Below are 15,810 nucleotides of genomic sequence, written 5' to 3' on the forward strand. Positions count from 1 at the left end.
CATGAAGGTTCGTCAAAACCTCTATATCGACCAGGCGGTCAGCGACGCGCTGGAGGCGCTCGCAGTCGGGTCTCGGTTCAACAAGAGTCGGCTCGTCAACGATGCATTGGTCGATTGGCTCAACCGACGCGGGTCGGGCAGGGTCGAGTCGGTATTCAAGGACCGGCTCGATCGGATCGCGCGCGAGCAGGAGCTCATCCGCCGCGATATCGAGGTGCTGCTCGAAAGCCTTTCGCTGTTCGTCCGCTATCAGCTCACCGTCTCCGCACCGCTGCCAGACGCCGACAGCGCGGCCCGCGCTGTCGGGCGCGAGCGGTTCGAGGCGTTCGTGTCGCAGGTCGGGCGGCAGCTCGGCTCAGGCACGCGGACGATTGCTCCGCCCGGTCAGCAGGAGAAACCGGCATGAGCGCGGCCGAGCCGATGTCCGACGAGCGCCGACGCGCCATGCTGCGCACCGCGATGGGACCGACGATCGCGGCGGCGCTGGCCGATCCGCTGGTCGCCGAGGTGATGGTGAACCCGGACGGTGCGCTCCGCCTCGATCGCTTGGGCGAGGGGCGAAGCGACGTGCTCGTCCGTCTCGATCCCGCCCAGGTCGAGCGGATCATCCGGCTCGTCGCGAGCCACGCGCGGCTCGAGGTCCATCCCGGCGCCCCGATTGTCTCGGCCGAACTGCCGCCGCATGGCGACGGGGCAGGGGAGCGGTTCGAGGCCCTGTTGCCCCCCGTATCGACTGGTCCCTGCTTCTCGATCCGCAAGCCCGCGACCCGCCTCTACACGCTTGCCGATTACGTCACCGACGGGATCATGCCGGCGTGCGTGGCGGACGAGCTGCGGCGCGCGGTTGCCGACCGGCGCAACATCCTCGTCGCCGGCGGCACCAGCTCCGGCAAAACGACGCTCGCCAATGCCTTGCTCGCCGAGATGGCGAGCCGCGACGAGCGCGTCCTCCTGATCGAGGATACACGCGAGCTGCGCTCGCCCGCGGCCGATACGGTGGCGCTGCGGACGCGAACGGGCAGCGTGACGATGGCCGACCTCGTCCGTTCCACGCTTCGCCTGCGCCCTGACCGGATCATCGTCGGCGAGGTACGCGGGCCTGAAGCGCTCGACATGGTCAAGGCCTGGAACACGGGCCACCCCGGCGGGATCGCGACGGTGCATGCGAACGGCGCCCTCGCCGCGCTGCACCGGCTCGAGCAACTCATCCAGGAAGCGGTCGTCACCGTGCCGCGCCGCCTCATCGCCGACGCCATCGACATCATCGTCTTCATCGCCGGCCGCGGCACGTCGCGCCGCATCGAAACCCTCGCTCGCGTCGGAGGCCTCGGGTCCGACGGCGACTACGCGATCTCCGACCTCATTCCTGCCCTCCAACCTGCACCTGAAGGAGACTGACCCATGCGCCCAATCCACGCCCGCCGCCTGTCCACCCTGCCGATGATCGCCGTCGCCGCCGGCCTGTCTGCCACGATGTCGGCCCAGGCTTGGGCTGCCGGCTCCGGCATGCCCTGGGAGGAGCCGCTCCAGCAGGTTCTCGCCTCGATCCAGGGGCCGGTCGCGAAGATCGTCGCGGTCATCATCATCATCTCGACGGGCCTTACGCTTGCCTTCGGTGAGACCGCGGGCGGCTTCCGCAAGCTCATCCAGATCGTGTTCGGCCTGTCGATCGCGTTCGCGGCGTCGTCGTTCTTCCTCTCCTTCTTCAGCTTCGGCGGTGGGGCGCTGATCGGATGAGCGACGCTCCCTCCACCTCGTCGCCGCACATCGCCGGGTTCGAGGCACCGATCCACGCCAGCCTCGGCTCACCGATCCTGCTCGGCGGCGCGCCACGCGGGATCGCGATCGTCAACGGAACGATCGCGGCGGCGATCGGGCTTGGGCTCCAGCAATGGGCCGTCGGGCTCGCGTGCTGGGCCATCGGACACAGTGTCGCAGTGTTCGCCGCCCGCCGCGACCCGCACGTCGCACCGATCCTCGTCCGCCACCTTCGCCAGAAGGGCTATTTGTCGTGCTGAACCTTGCGGAATATCGTGGCCGCGCCGATCGGCTGGCCGATCACCTGCCCTGGGCCGCGCTCGTGGCCCCTGGCGTCATCCTCAACAAGGACGGCAGCTTCCAGCGCACGCTCCGCTTTCGTGGTCCCGATCTCGAGAGCGCGACCGAGGCCGAGCTCGTCTCCATCTGCGCTCGCGCGAACAACATATTGCGCCGGTTCGGAAGCGGTTGGGCGCTGTTCTTCGATGCCGAGCGCCGGCCGGCGCCCGGCTATGCCGCGAGCGACTTTCCCGATGCCGCGTCCTGGCTGGTCGACGAGGAGCGCCGCGCGGCGTTCGAAGCGGAAGGCGAGCACTTCGAGAGCCGCTATCATCTCACGCTGACCTGGCTTCCGCCCGCTGACGCCACCGAGCGGGCCGGCCGCTCGTTCGTCGAGCAGCCCGAAGGCCAGTCGCCGGCCCGGGACTGGCGGACTGCGCTCGCCGGCTTCGTTTCTGAGACGGAACGCGTGCTCGATCTCTTCGCCGGGTTCATGCCCGAGGTAGAGGCGCTCGACGACACCGATACGCTGTCGTTTCTCCACGGGACGATCTCGTCGCGTAGGCATCGGGTCGCGGTCCCCGCCACGCCGATGTATCTCGACGCGCTGCTCGCCGACACACCGCTCGTTGGCGGCCTCGCGCCGAAGCTTGGCCACCAGCATCTGCGCACCGTCACTCTCCTCGGCTTCCCGATGCTGAGCCGTCCCGGCCTGCTCGACGCGCTCAACCACCTCGATTTCGGCTATCGCTGGGTCACCCGCTTCATCGCGCTCGACAAGATCGACGCCACCAAGGCACTCACCAAACTTCGGCGGCAGTGGTTCAATAAGCGCAAGTCGATCGCCGCACTGCTGCGTGAGGTAATCTACAACGAGCCGACGCAGCTGCTCGACAGCGATGCCGACAATAAGGTGATCGATGCCGACGTCGCGCTGCAGGCGCTCGGCGGCGACCACGTCGCCTTCGGCTATCTGACGGTGACGATCACTGTAGCCGACACAGACCAGTCGCGCGTCGACGCCAAGGTTCGCGCGATCGAGCGGGTCGTCAACGGCCTCGGCTTCGCGGTCAAGCGCGAGGAGATCAATGCCGTCGAGGCCTGGCTGTCGTCGCTCCCCGGCCAGGTCTACGCCAACGTTCGACAGCCGCTCGTTCATACCCTCAACCTCGCTCACCTGATGCCGCTGCCGGCAGTATGGGCTGGCCCATCCCGCAATGCCCATCTTAGCGGCCCGCCGCTGCTGCACGCGCAGACCGCTGGATCGACGCCGTTCCGCGTGTCGAGCCATGTCGGCGACGTCGGGCACATGCTGATCGTCGGGCCGACGGGCGCGGGCAAATCGGTTCTGCTCTCGCTCATGGCGATGCAATTCCGCCGCTATCGCGATGCGCAGGTCTACATCTTCGACAAAGGGCGGTCTGCCCGCGCCGCGACGCTGGCGATGGGCGGCGAACACCATGCGCTCGGCGTAGGCGCAGTCGCGAGCGCGCAGGATCGGTCTGAGCTTGCCTTTCAGCCGCTCGCCGCCATCGACGATCCTGCCGTGCGCGCCTGGGCCTTGGAGTGGATCGTTTCGCTGTTCGCGCAGGAGAAGGTCGCCGTCACGCCCGAAGTAAAGGATATAGCCTGGTCAGCGCTCGGCAGTCTCGCCGGTGTACCGGCGGCGGAACGCACGCTTACGGGACTGTCCCTCCTTCTCCAGTCCAACGCGTTGCGGACGGCGCTCGCGCCCTACACGCTCGAAGGTCCGTACGGTCGGCTGCTCGATGCGGCCGAGCAGCGCCTCTCCTTCGCCGACGTTCACTGTTTTGAGACGGAGGATCTGCTCGGGCAGGCGAGCGCCGTCGCCCCTGTCCTGACCTATCTGTTCCATCGGCTCGAAGAACGGTTCGATGGCCGGCCGACGCTGCTCATCCTCGACGAGGCCTGGATATTCCTCGACCATCCGCTGTTTGCGGCGCGGATCAGGGAATGGCTGAAGACGCTGCGCAAGCGCAACGTTGCTGTTGTCTTCGCGACACAGAGCCTCGCCGACATCGCCGGAAGCAGCATTGCGCCGGCCATCATCGAGAGCTGCCCGCAGCGCATCCTGCTTCCCAACGACCGGGCCGCTGAGCCGCAGTCGCGCGCCGCGTATGAGCGGTTCGGCCTCAACGAGCGACAGATCGAACTCATCGGCAACGCCATCCCGAAGCGGCAATATTACCTGCAGTCCGCACGCGGCAATCGCCTTTTTGAACTCGGGCTGGGACCGATCGCGCTCGCGCTGTGCGGCTCCGCGGACCCGGCATCGCAGGCCGCGATCGATCGGCTGATTGCCGAGCACGGCCCGTCGGCCTTCGCCGCCCGCTTCCTCGAACACGCCGGACTCGGCTGGGCGGCGTCGCTGCTTGACCGCTTCGATGGCCCACACCGCCTCCAGGGAGAACCATGATGACGACCGCAACACCTCGCCCCCGTCGCTCGCTCGCGCGCTGCCTCGTTGCCGGGACGTCCGGTCTCTCTACGGCCTGTGTGGCCGGGGTCGTCTGGATCTCCCCGGCAAGCGCCCAGATCGCCGTCTACGACCCGACCAACTTCTCGCAGAACGTGCTCACCGCAGCGCGCGCGCTCCAGCAGATCAACAATCAGGTCCGCTCGCTCCAGAACGAGGCGGCCATGCTGCTCAACCAGGCCAAGAACCTGACCGCCATCGGCTTCCCGGAAATCCAGGCGCTGACGCAGAAGCTCCGGCAGATCGACCAGCTGATCGGGCAGGCGCAGGGTATCCAGTTCCGCGTCGCGTCGACCGAGCAGCAATATCGCCAGCTGTTTCCGGCAAGCTTCGATGCGACGATGACATCGGGCCAGCAGGCGCGAGCGGCACGCGACCGGCTCGACACCTCGATCGACGCTTTCGGCCGGACGATGGCCGTCCAGTCCGAAATCGTCGAAAACGTTTCCGCCGACGCCCAGGCGCTGAACGGGATCGTTGCGCGCAGTCAGGGCAGCCCGGGTGCGCTGGCCGTGGCGCAGGCCACCAATCAGCTCCTCGCGCTGACGGCCAAGCAGCAGTTCCAGCTCCAGACCATGATGGCCGCGCAGTACCGCGCCGAGGCGCTCGAGCAGGCGCGACGCGTCCAGATGGAGTCGGATGCGCGCGCCGCCAGCCGCAAGTTCCTGGGCTCCCGCTCGGCGTACACGCCGCTTCCGAGCGGTCACTAGGCCTCCACGACGACATCGCGCGTCGACAACACCTCGCTCACCGGGTCACACCAGCATGAACGACCTCAACGTCATCGACCGTTTTCTGGCCGATTTCATTCGCTACATCGACAGCGGCTTCGGTCTGCTCGGCAGCGACGTCGCATTCCTGACCGGCACGCTGATCGCGATCGACATCACGCTGGCAGGACTGTTCTGGGCGCTGGGTGGCGAGCAGGACGTGATCGGGCGCTTTCTGCGCAAGATCCTTTACGTCGGCGCCTTCGCGTTCATCATCAACCGGTTCTCGTCGCTCGCCGACATCGTTTTCCGGTCGTTCACCGCCGCCGGAATCACCGCGGGCGGGGGTGGCATGAGCGCCGACGATCTGCTGCGGCCGGGCCGGCTCGCGGGCGTCGGCTTCAGCGCAGCCTGGCCGCTGCTCCAGCAGGCGTCGGACCTCAGCGGGCCGGTCACCTTCTTCACCAATTTCGCGACCATCGCCGTGCTGCTCATCGCCTGGGCGCTGACGATCATCACCTTCTTCGTCCTCGCGGTGCAGGTCTTCGTCACGATCCTCGAATTCAAGCTGACCGCGCTTGCCGGCTTCGTGCTGGTGCCGTTCGCGCTCTGGAACCGGACCAGCTTCCTTGCCGAGCGGGTGCTCGGCAACGTCGTGAGCGCCGGGATCAAGGTGATGGTGCTCGCGGTCATTATCGGCATCAGCGCGAATTTCTTCGCGGAGTTCGCTTCGACCGCACAGGGCGACGCCGATATCGCGACGGCGCTGAGCCTGCTGCTCGCCTCGCTGACGCTGTTCGGGCTTGGCATCTTCGGACCGAGCATCGCCTCGGGATTGGTCGCGGGCGCCCCGCAGCTCGGGGCCGGCGCCGCCCTAGGCACGACGGCGGGCGCCGTCGGCATCGCCGCGCTCGCCACCGGCGGTGCGGCCGCCGGTGCGAAGGCGCTGGGCAGCGCGGCACTCGGGGCGGTGAGGGCAGGCACGGCCATGGGGTCGGCCGCACGCACCTCCTACCAGCTTGGGCAGGAGACGGCTGGATCGAAGAGCGTCGGGTCAGGTCTTTCCGGCGTCGCGAAGGCGGCCGGCGGTGCCGTCCGGCAGCGGATGTCGTCGGCGCTCGGACTGGGCGAGGCGGCCGAGGCCGGGCGCCAGGCCGCATGGGCTGGCCTCAACGGCACCGCCAAAAGCAGCGCTGCGCCTGCCGGTGACGGTGCGCCGACCTGGGCGCGGTCACTCCAGCGCAGGCAGAACGCCCGTCATCACAGCCAGGTCGCCATGCACGCGCTTCGTGACGGCGATCGCGGCGGCGCCTCCGCCACCCCCGACATCGCAGAGAAGGATGCCTGAGCCATGTATTTCAAACGTAGCGTCCAGCGGTACGGCCGGTCGCCTGAACCCGTGACGCCCTATCAGCGAGCAGGCCAGGTCTGGGACGACCGCATCGGGGCGGCCCGCATCCAGGCGCGCAACTGGCGGGCCATGGCGTTCGGCCTGCTGGTCTGCTCCGGCGGGTTATCGGCGGCGCTGATCTGGCAGTCGCTGCAGAGCCGTGTCGTCCCCTATGTGGTGGCGGTCGACCAGCTCGGCGAAGCCAGGGCGATCAGCGAAGCGGAGGCGACGTATCGGCCGACCGACGCGCAGATCGCGTGGCAGCTTGCCCGCTTCGTCGAGAACGTCCGATCGATCTCGCTCGACCCCGTCCTCATGCGCCGGGATTGGCTGTCGGCCTATGACTTCGCGACCCAACGTGGCGCCGCGTTCCTCGGCGACTATGCGAGGAGCGCCGATCCATTCGCGGGGATCGGCGATCGCTCGGTCTCGGTCCAGGTCACCAGCGTCGTCCGCTCGTCGGACACCTCATTCCAAGTTAAATGGACGGAGTCGGCGTTCAATCGCGGCAAACAGACCGGCGTCTCGCACTGGACCGGGATCCTGTCTGTTGTGATGAAACCGCCGAACTCCGCCGAGACGCTGCGCAAGAACCCGCTCGGCCTCTACGTCGATGCGATCGATTGGAGCCGGGAGCTGGAGCCAGCAGGCCCGACGACGGCCATGGTCGAGCCGACGCGGCCGCCAGACAATCTGCCGCTCGGATCACCGCTCGATCCGATGCTGGCATTGCCGACCCCTGCCACCCCGCAACGGAGAACCCTGCCATGAGACCGATCCTCTTTGCGTCCGCTTTCAGCCTGGCGGCCGCCGTTGGCGGCCAAGCCACAGCGCAGCGCAGCGGACAGCAGAACTTGCGCGATGAGCGCGCGGTCGTGGCTGCGGCGAACCAGCACGCGACGCTTGGTCCAGCGGCAGCGGGGTACGTCAATGCGGCGCAGGTCTATCCCTACAGCGAGGGCGGCATCTACCGGGTCTACGCCGCGCCGGGACGCGTGACCGACATCGCGCTCCAGCCCGGGGAGCAGCTCGGGGCCGTAGCCAGCGGCGACACCGTGCGGTGGGTGATCGGCGATACCACCAGCGGGGCAGGGGGCGACAAACGCGTCCACATCCTCATCAAGCCGTTCGCCGGCGGCCTCGCGACGAACCTCGTCATCACCACCGAACGTCGGACCTATCATCTCGCGCTGTCGAGCGCCGTCGGCGCAGCCATGACCGCGGTATCGTGGAGCTATCCGCAAGACGCACTCATCGCGCTCCAGCGGCAGAGCGAAACGCAAGCCGTCGCAGAACCGACCGCGCGGGGGCTCGACGTCGAGCAGCTTCGCTTCGATTACGCCATCACCGGTGACAAGCCGAGCTGGCGTCCGCTCCGCGCGTTCGACGACGGGCGTCAGACCTACATCGAGTTCGCGCCCACCTTGGCTGTCGGCGAAGCGCCGCCGCTGTTCCTCGTCGATCCCAAAGGAGGCGTCCGGCTCGTGAACTACCGCGTGCATGGCCGCTTCTACATCGTCGATCGGCTCTTCGACGTCGCAGAGTTGCGGCTTGGCACGCAGCATCAGGAGATCGTCCGCATCGTTCGCACCGCTCCCGCGCACGCCGGGAAAAGGAGCTGATGGCCATGGCACCGCATGAAGTCGCGGAGGTCGTGGAAACGCTGCCCGCCAAAGTCGATCCGGAGACGCTGGTGTTGCGAGCGAAGCCGCCGCGGGCGATCCGGTTCAAACGTGGTGCGGTGGTCGCCGTCGCGGCCATGGCCTCGGTGAGCCTGATCGCCACGGTTTGGGTCGCGCTCAAGCCGTCCGCCTTCCATATCGTCGGCAATGACGCATCGCGCGATGTCGCCGCCGTCGCACCGACCGAAGCCCTTGCCGCCTTGCCGACGAGCTACGACGGTGTTCCCAAGCTCGGTCGGCCACTTCCCGGCGATCTCGGGAAGCCGATCCTCGATCACGAGCGAGCCACGACGGGGCTTGATCTGCCGTCGGCGCCCGCCGCGTCCCCGCGTGCCATCGACGTGCAGCGCGAGCAGGCCATCGCGCAAGCGACGGCGGCTCGCGAATCGGCGTTGCTGGTGACCTCTTCGACCCGGCAGCCGGCAGCACCGGACGCACCGGTGGTCGCTGCCGGTCCAAGGCCGGTGCCTGGCGCGGCGATCAGCGCGCCGACGCTGCCCGACGCGGAGCGCGAGCCTGGCGGGCAGCAGCGAAAAGCTGAATTCGTCGCAGGAAGCGACAGGGCGGGGGCGTTCGATCCTCACACAGTCGCGCCACCCGCATCGTCCGCCCCGTTGAGCGCCGGCAGCGTCATCAACGCGGCGCTCATCACCGGGCTCCGATCGGACCTTCCGGGCCTGGTGATCGCGCAGGTCACCGAGCGCGTGTTCGACAGCGCGACCGGTCGCGTGCTCCTCATCCCGCAGGGCGCGCGGCTCATCGGCACCTACGACAGCGTCATCGCTTTTGGACAGCAGCGGGCACTGGTCGTCTGGCAGCGCATCCTGTTCCCCGACGGCAGCTCGCTCCAGATCGACAACGTGCCGGCGACCGATCCCGCAGGCTATGCCGGTCTCGCCGACAAGGTCGACTTCCACAGCTGGACACTCCTCAAGGGCGTCGGCATCTCGACGCTGCTGGGGGTCGGCTCGACCCTTTCCCTGGCGGGCGAGAGCGACCTCGTCCAGGCGTTGCGCCAATCAACGCAGCAGAGCGCCACGCGCGCCGGCGACCAGCTCACGTCGAAGAACCTGCAGGTACAGCCGACGATCACCGTGCGTCCCGGCGCCCCAGTTCGTCTTGTCGTTCACCGCGACTTGATCCTGCCTCCCTGGCACTCGTGAGGAGACCGAACCATGCCCGACATCAAGCTTCCACGCCTCCCTGATCGCACGCCGGTTAAACTGACGCTCAGCATCCTGCCGGAACTGCAGGCCCGTCTGGATGCCTATGCCCGAGTCTATACGGCGACATACGGAACGTCGGAACCGGTCACCGAGCTGGTTCCCGCGATGCTGACGAGCTTTCTCGACGGGGATCGCGAATTCGCCAGGATGAACCGCGGCGGGGCCGCTCCTCAGGGCTGAGGCGACGGCCGTGCTGTTGACCCTCGTCGAAGCGGCCGCCTTTCTCAAGCTGCATCCCAACACGGTACGCAAGCTCGTGAAGACGGGCGTCCTCCCCGGATCGCGGATCGGGCGGAGCTGGCGTTTTCACGAGGACGACCTTGTCGCCGCGACTCGGGCGAACTATTCTGCGCCCGCACGAATGCAGCCGAGTGCCTTATCCAAGGAGGCAACATGGCACTCTGGAAACGTGCAGACATTTACTACGTCAAGCTCACAGCACCTGACGGAACGGTCATTAGACGCTCTACTGGCACGACCGACAGGCGTAAGGCCGAGGAATACCACGACAAGCTGAAGGCCGAGCTGTGGGATCTTGCCAGGTTGAAGCTGAAGCCGATGCGGACATGGGACGAGGCGGCTTTGCGGTGGCTGCAGGAGAAGAAGCACAAGAAGTCCTACAGGGACGATGTGTCTCGGATCCGGTGGTTTACCAAGCATCTGCGTGGCAAGACGCTGGACCAGGTGAGCAGGGACATGATCGACGGGATCATCTCTCGCCACCACGCTCGTTCGAGCACGCGTACGAAGGATCTCTACGTGGCGCTGATCCGCGCCATATTCCGGATGGCGCAGCGCGAATGGGAGTGGATCGAGCAGGTGCCCGCGTTCAGGACCTACACGAGGAACGGTAAGGTCCGGGTGCGCTGGCTGACCCACGCGCAGGTCGAACGCCTCCTCGCGGAACTCCCGGCTCATCAGCAGGATCTGATGCTGTTCGCGCTCGCCACCGGGCTGCGGCAGGGCAATATAAAGAGACTTACCTGGGATCAGGTCGATCTTGCCCGCCGCATCGTCACGATCGAGCACGGGGACACCAAGAACGGTGAGGCGCTGGGCGTACCGCTCAACGATCTCGCAGTCTCGGTTCTCGAGCGGCAGATGGGGAAGCAGTGCGAGCACGTGTTCACCTATGCCGGGCGTCCGATCGGCCAGGTGAACACACGACATTGGCGAGCGGCGCTGAAAAGGGCCAAAATCGCCGATTTCCGCTGGCATGACCTGCGCCATACCTGGGCGAGCTGGCTGCGGCAGAATGACGTGCCCACCTGGGTGCTTCAGGAGCTGGGTGGCTGGAAATCGGAGGCGATGGTGCGTCGCTACGCGCACATGTCGACGAAGCATTTGCAGCCTTACGCAGACCAGCTAATTTTCGAGGGCACAAAGGCTCCGGCCCGCCCCTCGAGCGTCAACCCCAGTCAAGGGCACAAAAATGGTCACAGTGCAGCGCCGGCCCGGCTCAGGCTCGTTGCCGGCACCGATCTAAGTCACTGATAAGAAAGGAATGAAAATGGTGGACGCACTTGGGCTCGAACCAAGGACCCGCTGATTAAGAGTCAGCTGCTCTACCAACTGAGCTATGCGTCCATTCCGTCGGTCTGGGGTGGTCGCCTTGCGGGCGGCCCCTCGTCGGGAAGCGCGCGGTTAGCACCGCTGGCGGATCATGCAAACCCTTTTTTCGTCTACCACGCCGGCCGGCGTCGATTCTGCCGGTCGATCGCCATCAGGATGCCGAGGCAGAGCAGCACGGTCATCTGTGCCGATCCGCCGTTGCTGAACAGGGGGAGGGGGATGCCGACGACCGGCGCCAGGCCCATCACCATCGCCAGGTTGATCGCGACGTAGAAGAAGATCGTCATCGACAGGCCGGCAGCGGTCAGCTGCGCGAAGCGCGAGGTGGCGTGCTGCGCGACGTTCAGGCCCCAGCGGATCACCAGCAGATAGGCCGCGATCAGCAGGACGCCGCCGACCAGTCCCCATTCCTCTGCCATGGTGGCGAAGGCGAAGTCGGTATGCCCTTCCGGCAGATAGTCCAGGTGGCTCTGGGTGCCGTTCAGATATCCCTTGCCCCAGATGCCCCCCGATCCGATCGCGATCTTCGACTGGCTGATGTGATAACCGGTGCCGAGCGGATCGCTTTCCGGATCGAGAAAGATCAGGATGCGGTTACGCTGATACTCGTGAAGCACGAAATTGACCGCCAGCGGCGCCGCAACGGCGATGCCCAGTGCTCCGCCCACGAACAGCCGGAGCGGGATCCCCGCCAGGAACATGACGGTCGCGCCGCCCGAACAGATCATCAGCGCGGTGCCGAGATCGGGCTGCAGCATGACGAACGCCGCCGGAACGCCGATCAGCGCCGCTGCCGGCCATACCGCTCCGAAGGTCCGCGTCTGTCCCGCCGGAAGCAATTCGTAGAAGCGGGCGCAGGCGAGCACGATCGACAGCTTCATGAACTCGGACGGCTGCAGGCGGATGAAACCCAGATCGAGCCATCGCTGGCTGCCGCCGCCGACCTTGCCGACCACCTCCACCGCCACCAGCGCCAGCGTGATGACGATATAGGCGGGCAGGGCGCCGCGCCTGAACCAGTCCTCCGGTACCCGGGACACGACGATCGCCCCCATCAGGAACACGCAGAACCGGATGCCCTGCGGCAAGGCCCAGGGCCGCGGGCTGCCGCCGGCAGCGGAATAGAGCATCATCACGCCGAAGCCGCTGATCGCGGCGACGAGGAAAAGCACGCGCCATGGAAGGCGGGCCAACGGTTCCGGGATCAGGCGGCTGCTCATGGCGTATGTTCCGTCGTTCCCTCGGCCGCCGGCGTATCCGCGGCCGGTGCCTCCGCCAGTGCGGCCTGCGCCTGATTGGCGAGGGAGGTTGCCGCCTCGACCGCGGGCGCATCGCTGGGTACCGTCGCATCGGTCTTCGTCGCCGCGGCAGCGGGCGCGGGATTGCGGGAAGCGCGGTACGCCGCCTCCTGCGCGGCCATCCGCATCCGGATGTCGCCGCCCCATGTCGGCTCGACCTCCGCCAGGCTGGCGAGCGCGCGGTCGCGATCGAGCAGATAGGTCATGATATCGCGCCCGATCATCGGCGTGTCCAGGTTGCGCACGGTGTGGCCGTTATGCTCGAGCACGATGCCCGCGGCATAGCGCGGGTTCTCCGCCGGCGCGAAGCAGACGAACAGCGCGTGGTCGCGCAGCTTGAACGGCAGCTGCCCGTTCTTCAGCACGCCGCCCCGCCGCTCCGCCATGGTGATGCGGCGCACCTGTGCGGTTCCGGTCTTGGCCGCGATGCTCATGCCCGGCACCAGCAGGCGCGCCGCCGCGCCCGTCCCGCCGCCGTTCACCACCGCCCACATCGAATCGCGCACCAGCTGCAACTGTTCGGACTGGAAGGGCAGGGCGGGGGCGTCACGGTGGACCTGATCGGCGAGAATGCTCGGCTGCAGCGCCCGCCCGCTGGCGATCCGCGCCGCCATGATCGCCAGCTGGAGCGGGTTGGCGAGGACATAGCCTTGCCCGATCGAGGCATTCAGCCCGTCCGCGACGGTCCAGCGATCCTTGTACTTCCGCTCCTTCCACGCGCTGTCCGGCACGGTGCCGTACCGCTGCGTGGTGAAGGGCAACTCGAATTTCTGGCCGAGCCCCAGTTCGCGGGCGACCGGGGCGATCCGGTCGTAACCCAGCCGGCGGATCATCTCATAGAAGTAGATGTCGCACGACTGTGCCACCGCGGTCTTCATATCGACCGGTCCGTGGCCGCCGCGCTTGTGGCAGTGGAACACGCCGGTGCCCACCCGGATCGCGCCGCTGCAATTGACCCGGTCGCTCGGGCTGACCCCCGCGGTCATCAGCGCCAAGGTGTTCATCGGCTTGACGGTCGAGCCCGGCGGATAGAGCCCCTGCGTCACCTTGTTCATCAGCGGCACGTGGTCGTCCTCCGACAGCATCTGCCATTCCAGATGGCTGATCCCGTCGGAAAAGCTGTTGGGATCGTATGCGGGCATCGACACCATGCACAGCATCTCTCCCGTGCGGCAGTCGATCACCACCGCCGATCCGGAATTGGTGCCGAGCCGCCGGGCGGCATATTCCTGCAAGCCCGCGTCGATCGTCAGGCGCGCGTTCTTGCCCGGCACATCGGGCCGGGTGGCGAGTTCTGCCACCAGCTTCCCCCGCGCCGTCACCTCGACACGCTTGGCGCCGGCCTGGCCGCGGAGCCGCTGCTCCATCGCCTTTTCCAGCCCGTCCTTGCCCAGCTTGAAGCCGGGCGTCACGAGCAGGGGGTCGCGCGTTTCCTTGAACTGTTCGGCCGTCGGCGCGCCGACATAGCCGGTCAAATGCGCCACCGCCGCTCCCGCGGGGTAATGCCGCGCGAACCCGCGCGTCGGCTGGACGCCCGGTAACTCGGGCAGGCGGACGCTGACCGCCGCGAACCGCTCCCAATCGAGGTTCTCGGCGACCTGCACCGGCTGGAACCCCGCCGCATGCTCCAGGTCGATCCGTACGCGCTCGAGCTCCTCGGGCGTCATGCGCAACAGGACGCCGAGGAGCTTCAGCACGCGATCATTGTCGCGCAGCCGGTCGGGAATGATGTCGACCCGAAAATCCGTGCGGTTATTGGCGATCGGCGCGCCGTGCCGGTCGATCAGCCAGCCGCGCCGGGGGGGCACCAGCGTCGCATTGACCCGGTTGCTTTCGGACAGGATGTTGTACCGCTCGTTCTCCGCGATCGACAGCCAGGCCATCCGCCCGGCCAGCAGCCCGCCCATGCCGACGGTGCCCGCACCCAGCAGCCAGGCGCGGCGGGAGAAGCTGTACGCCTGCATCGCCGGTGTCACGACCTTGGGCGGCCCCCTCATGCCATTCCTCGCTTCCGATCGATCCAGGCGACCAGCCGCGCCGCGACCGGGAACAGCAGGATGGTCGCCGCCGCCTGTACCAGCAGGGCGCCGTCGACGGGTGCGCCGACCGGCATCGCCAGCACGCGTCCGCCTGCCAGGCAGAAGAATACCGCGCCGCTCGCGATCAGCCAGTCCTGCCAGAAATCACGGAACACCATCCGCCGCTCGATCAGGTCGATCGCGAGGAAACAGAGCGACCACAGCAGCACCGCCGATCCCAGCGGCTGCCCGCTCACCAGATCGTCGAAGAAGCCGAGGAGCGCGGCCGCCCAGGGCCGCAGCGCGAACCGCGCCAGCAGCCGCCACGCCAGCAGCATCAGCAGGCCGAACGGCGGCAGCAGCGGCACGGTGGCGATCACCGGCACGATCGTGATCAGCGAACCCATCGCGACCGTCACCCACGGCAGCGCGCGGGCACGGCCGGGCGCAAGGGCCGGTGCGAACGGATCGACGTCGGGCGGGCTCATGGCGCCTCGGCGGGAGCGGGGCCGGGGAGGGACGGGGGCAGCGGCATGAACGCCTTCTCGACCAGCGCGAAATCCAGCGCATCGGGCTGCGCGAACGGCCGCGCGATCACACTGTCGATCCCGTTCGCGACGACCCGGGCGACGGGAATGCCCGGCGTGTAGAGGCCGCCGGTTCCCGACGTGACGAAGACGTCGCCGGCTCCGAACCGGACGTTGGTCGCATTCACGGAACGGATGTCGACCGATCCGTCCGCCCGCCCGGCGGCGATCGCCGCCAGTCCGTCGCGGGCGCGACGCACCGGTACGACGCTGTCCGCATCGGTCAGCAGCAGCACGCGCGCCGCATTGGGGCTGGTCTCGATCACCCGGCCAACCAGCCCCTCCGGCCCGCGCACCGGCATGCCCGGCAGCACGCCGCTGAACCGACCCGCGTCGAGCAGGGCAAAGCGCCGGCCGCTCGATGCGCTGGAACTCACCAGCCTCGCGGACACCACCGGCTCCGCTGCCCGGTCGCGCAGCGCCAGCAGGGTACGCAGCCGGTTGTTCTCGTACGCGATCACACGGGCCCGCATCAGCAGTGGACGCGCCGCCGCCAGATCGCGCCTCATCGCCGCGTTCTCGGCATGGGCGAAGGTCCAGCCGTTGATCCACTCGGGGATGGCCGCCGCACCGTCGCGAACGGCGGTGAGCGCCGTCGAGACCGGCGCGGTGATCCCGGCGACACCCATCCGCAGTCCGGCGAACAGCGGGGGGTTCACCGCACTGGCGACGAGCAGCACAGCGCCGACCATCGCGCCCGCCACCGCAAGCACGTAGCCGATGAAGAGACTGTATTGCCGCCGCCGCGAGAACCCGGTGCGGCGGTCGCTTGCTGGCGCCATGCGCGCCGTCC

The 15,810-nt window shown here is 67.7% G+C and carries 16 protein-coding genes, 1 tRNA gene and 1 pseudogene; 13 read left to right on the plus strand and 5 right to left on the minus strand.

Annotation, left to right across the window (positions count from 1 at the left end; translation table 11 throughout):
- Nucleotide 1: 1 nt before the first annotated feature.
- From ABC319_RS03450 to ABC319_RS03510, 13 genes and pseudogenes are all read left to right on the plus strand, one after another.
- Nucleotides 2-406 (plus strand): CopG family transcriptional regulator, encoded by a 405-nt coding sequence (locus tag ABC319_RS03450; protein ID WP_413068895.1) that lies wholly within the window; start codon nucleotides 2-4, stop codon nucleotides 404-406.
- Complete coding sequence (trbB, locus tag ABC319_RS03455; RefSeq protein WP_413068896.1) at nucleotides 403-1,398, plus strand: P-type conjugative transfer ATPase TrbB; 996 nt, start codon at nucleotides 403-405, stop codon at nucleotides 1,396-1,398. Before ABC319_RS03450 ends, trbB begins: the two co-directional genes overlap by 4 nt.
- 3 nt (nucleotides 1,399-1,401) lie before the next feature.
- Entirely contained in the window at nucleotides 1,402-1,737 is a 336-nt protein-coding gene (locus tag ABC319_RS03460; RefSeq protein WP_413068897.1) for a TrbC/VirB2 family type IV secretion system protein, read from the plus strand.
- Complete coding sequence (locus ABC319_RS03465; protein WP_413068898.1) at nucleotides 1,734-2,018, plus strand: conjugal transfer protein; 285 nt, start codon at nucleotides 1,734-1,736, stop codon at nucleotides 2,016-2,018. The genes ABC319_RS03460 and ABC319_RS03465 overlap by 4 nt, the downstream gene beginning before the upstream one ends.
- Nucleotides 2,012-4,474 carry a conjugal transfer protein TrbE gene (gene trbE, locus ABC319_RS03470; RefSeq protein ID WP_413068899.1) on the plus strand — a complete coding sequence of 821 codons (2,463 nt, stop codon included), beginning with the start codon at nucleotides 2,012-2,014 and terminating at the stop codon, nucleotides 4,472-4,474. Before ABC319_RS03465 ends, trbE begins: the two co-directional genes overlap by 7 nt.
- Nucleotides 4,471-5,244 (plus strand): P-type conjugative transfer protein TrbJ, encoded by a 774-nt coding sequence (gene trbJ, locus ABC319_RS03475; protein ID WP_413068900.1) that lies wholly within the window; start codon nucleotides 4,471-4,473, stop codon nucleotides 5,242-5,244. The genes trbE and trbJ overlap by 4 nt, the downstream gene beginning before the upstream one ends.
- A 55-nt stretch (nucleotides 5,245-5,299) precedes the next feature.
- A complete protein-coding gene (gene trbL / locus ABC319_RS03480; RefSeq protein ID WP_413068901.1) occupies nucleotides 5,300-6,592 on the plus strand; it encodes a P-type conjugative transfer protein TrbL in 1,293 nt (430 codons plus the stop codon).
- Nucleotides 6,593-6,595: 3 nt separating this feature from the next.
- Complete coding sequence (gene trbF / locus ABC319_RS03485) at nucleotides 6,596-7,405, plus strand: conjugal transfer protein TrbF (RefSeq protein WP_413068902.1); 810 nt, start codon at nucleotides 6,596-6,598, stop codon at nucleotides 7,403-7,405.
- Nucleotides 7,402-8,256, plus strand: a complete 855-nt coding sequence (gene trbG / locus ABC319_RS03490) for a P-type conjugative transfer protein TrbG (protein ID WP_413068903.1) — start codon at nucleotides 7,402-7,404, stop codon at nucleotides 8,254-8,256. Before trbF ends, trbG begins: the two co-directional genes overlap by 4 nt.
- A gap of 5 nt (nucleotides 8,257-8,261) precedes the next feature.
- Nucleotides 8,262-9,479: a TraB/TrbI/VirB10 family type IV secretion system protein gene (locus ABC319_RS03495; protein WP_413068904.1), complete on the plus strand. Its 1,218-nt coding sequence runs from the start codon at nucleotides 8,262-8,264 to the stop codon at nucleotides 9,477-9,479.
- A 12-nt stretch (nucleotides 9,480-9,491) separates the two neighbouring features.
- Nucleotides 9,492-9,722: a DUF2274 domain-containing protein gene (locus ABC319_RS03500; RefSeq protein WP_413068905.1), complete on the plus strand. Its 231-nt coding sequence runs from the start codon at nucleotides 9,492-9,494 to the stop codon at nucleotides 9,720-9,722.
- Nucleotides 9,723-9,732: 10 nt separating this feature from the next.
- Nucleotides 9,733-9,861, plus strand: a pseudogene (locus tag ABC319_RS03505) (helix-turn-helix domain-containing protein); the annotation flags it as partial.
- A 74-nt stretch (nucleotides 9,862-9,935) separates the two neighbouring features.
- Entirely contained in the window at nucleotides 9,936-11,036 is a 1,101-nt protein-coding gene (locus ABC319_RS03510; RefSeq protein WP_413068906.1) for a tyrosine-type recombinase/integrase, read from the plus strand.
- A gap of 17 nt (nucleotides 11,037-11,053) precedes the next feature.
- Here ABC319_RS03510 and ABC319_RS03515 read toward each other — a convergent pair.
- The 5 genes from ABC319_RS03515 to ABC319_RS03535 form a co-directional block, all read right to left on the minus strand.
- Nucleotides 11,054-11,129, minus strand: a tRNA-Lys gene (locus tag ABC319_RS03515).
- A gap of 95 nt (nucleotides 11,130-11,224) precedes the next feature.
- Nucleotides 11,225-12,334, minus strand: coding sequence for a rod shape-determining protein RodA (rodA, locus tag ABC319_RS03520; protein WP_413068907.1), 1,110 nt, complete (start codon nucleotides 12,332-12,334; stop codon nucleotides 11,225-11,227).
- On the minus strand, nucleotides 12,331-14,409 hold the full coding sequence (gene mrdA / locus ABC319_RS03525; RefSeq protein WP_413068908.1) for a penicillin-binding protein 2: 2,079 nt from the start codon (nucleotides 14,407-14,409) through the stop codon (nucleotides 12,331-12,333). The genes rodA and mrdA overlap by 4 nt, the downstream gene beginning before the upstream one ends.
- Nucleotides 14,406-14,918, minus strand: a complete 513-nt coding sequence (gene mreD / locus ABC319_RS03530; RefSeq protein WP_413068909.1) for a rod shape-determining protein MreD — start codon at nucleotides 14,916-14,918, stop codon at nucleotides 14,406-14,408. The genes mrdA and mreD overlap by 4 nt, the downstream gene beginning before the upstream one ends.
- Nucleotides 14,915-15,799 carry a rod shape-determining protein MreC gene (locus ABC319_RS03535; RefSeq protein WP_413068910.1) on the minus strand — a complete coding sequence of 295 codons (885 nt, stop codon included), beginning with the start codon at nucleotides 15,797-15,799 and terminating at the stop codon, nucleotides 14,915-14,917. The genes mreD and ABC319_RS03535 overlap by 4 nt, the downstream gene beginning before the upstream one ends.
- Nucleotides 15,800-15,810: the final 11 nt, after the last annotated feature.

Source organism: Sphingomonas phoenicis (assembly GCF_047238005.1).
Taxonomy (GTDB): Bacteria; Pseudomonadota; Alphaproteobacteria; order Sphingomonadales; family Sphingomonadaceae; genus Sphingomonas.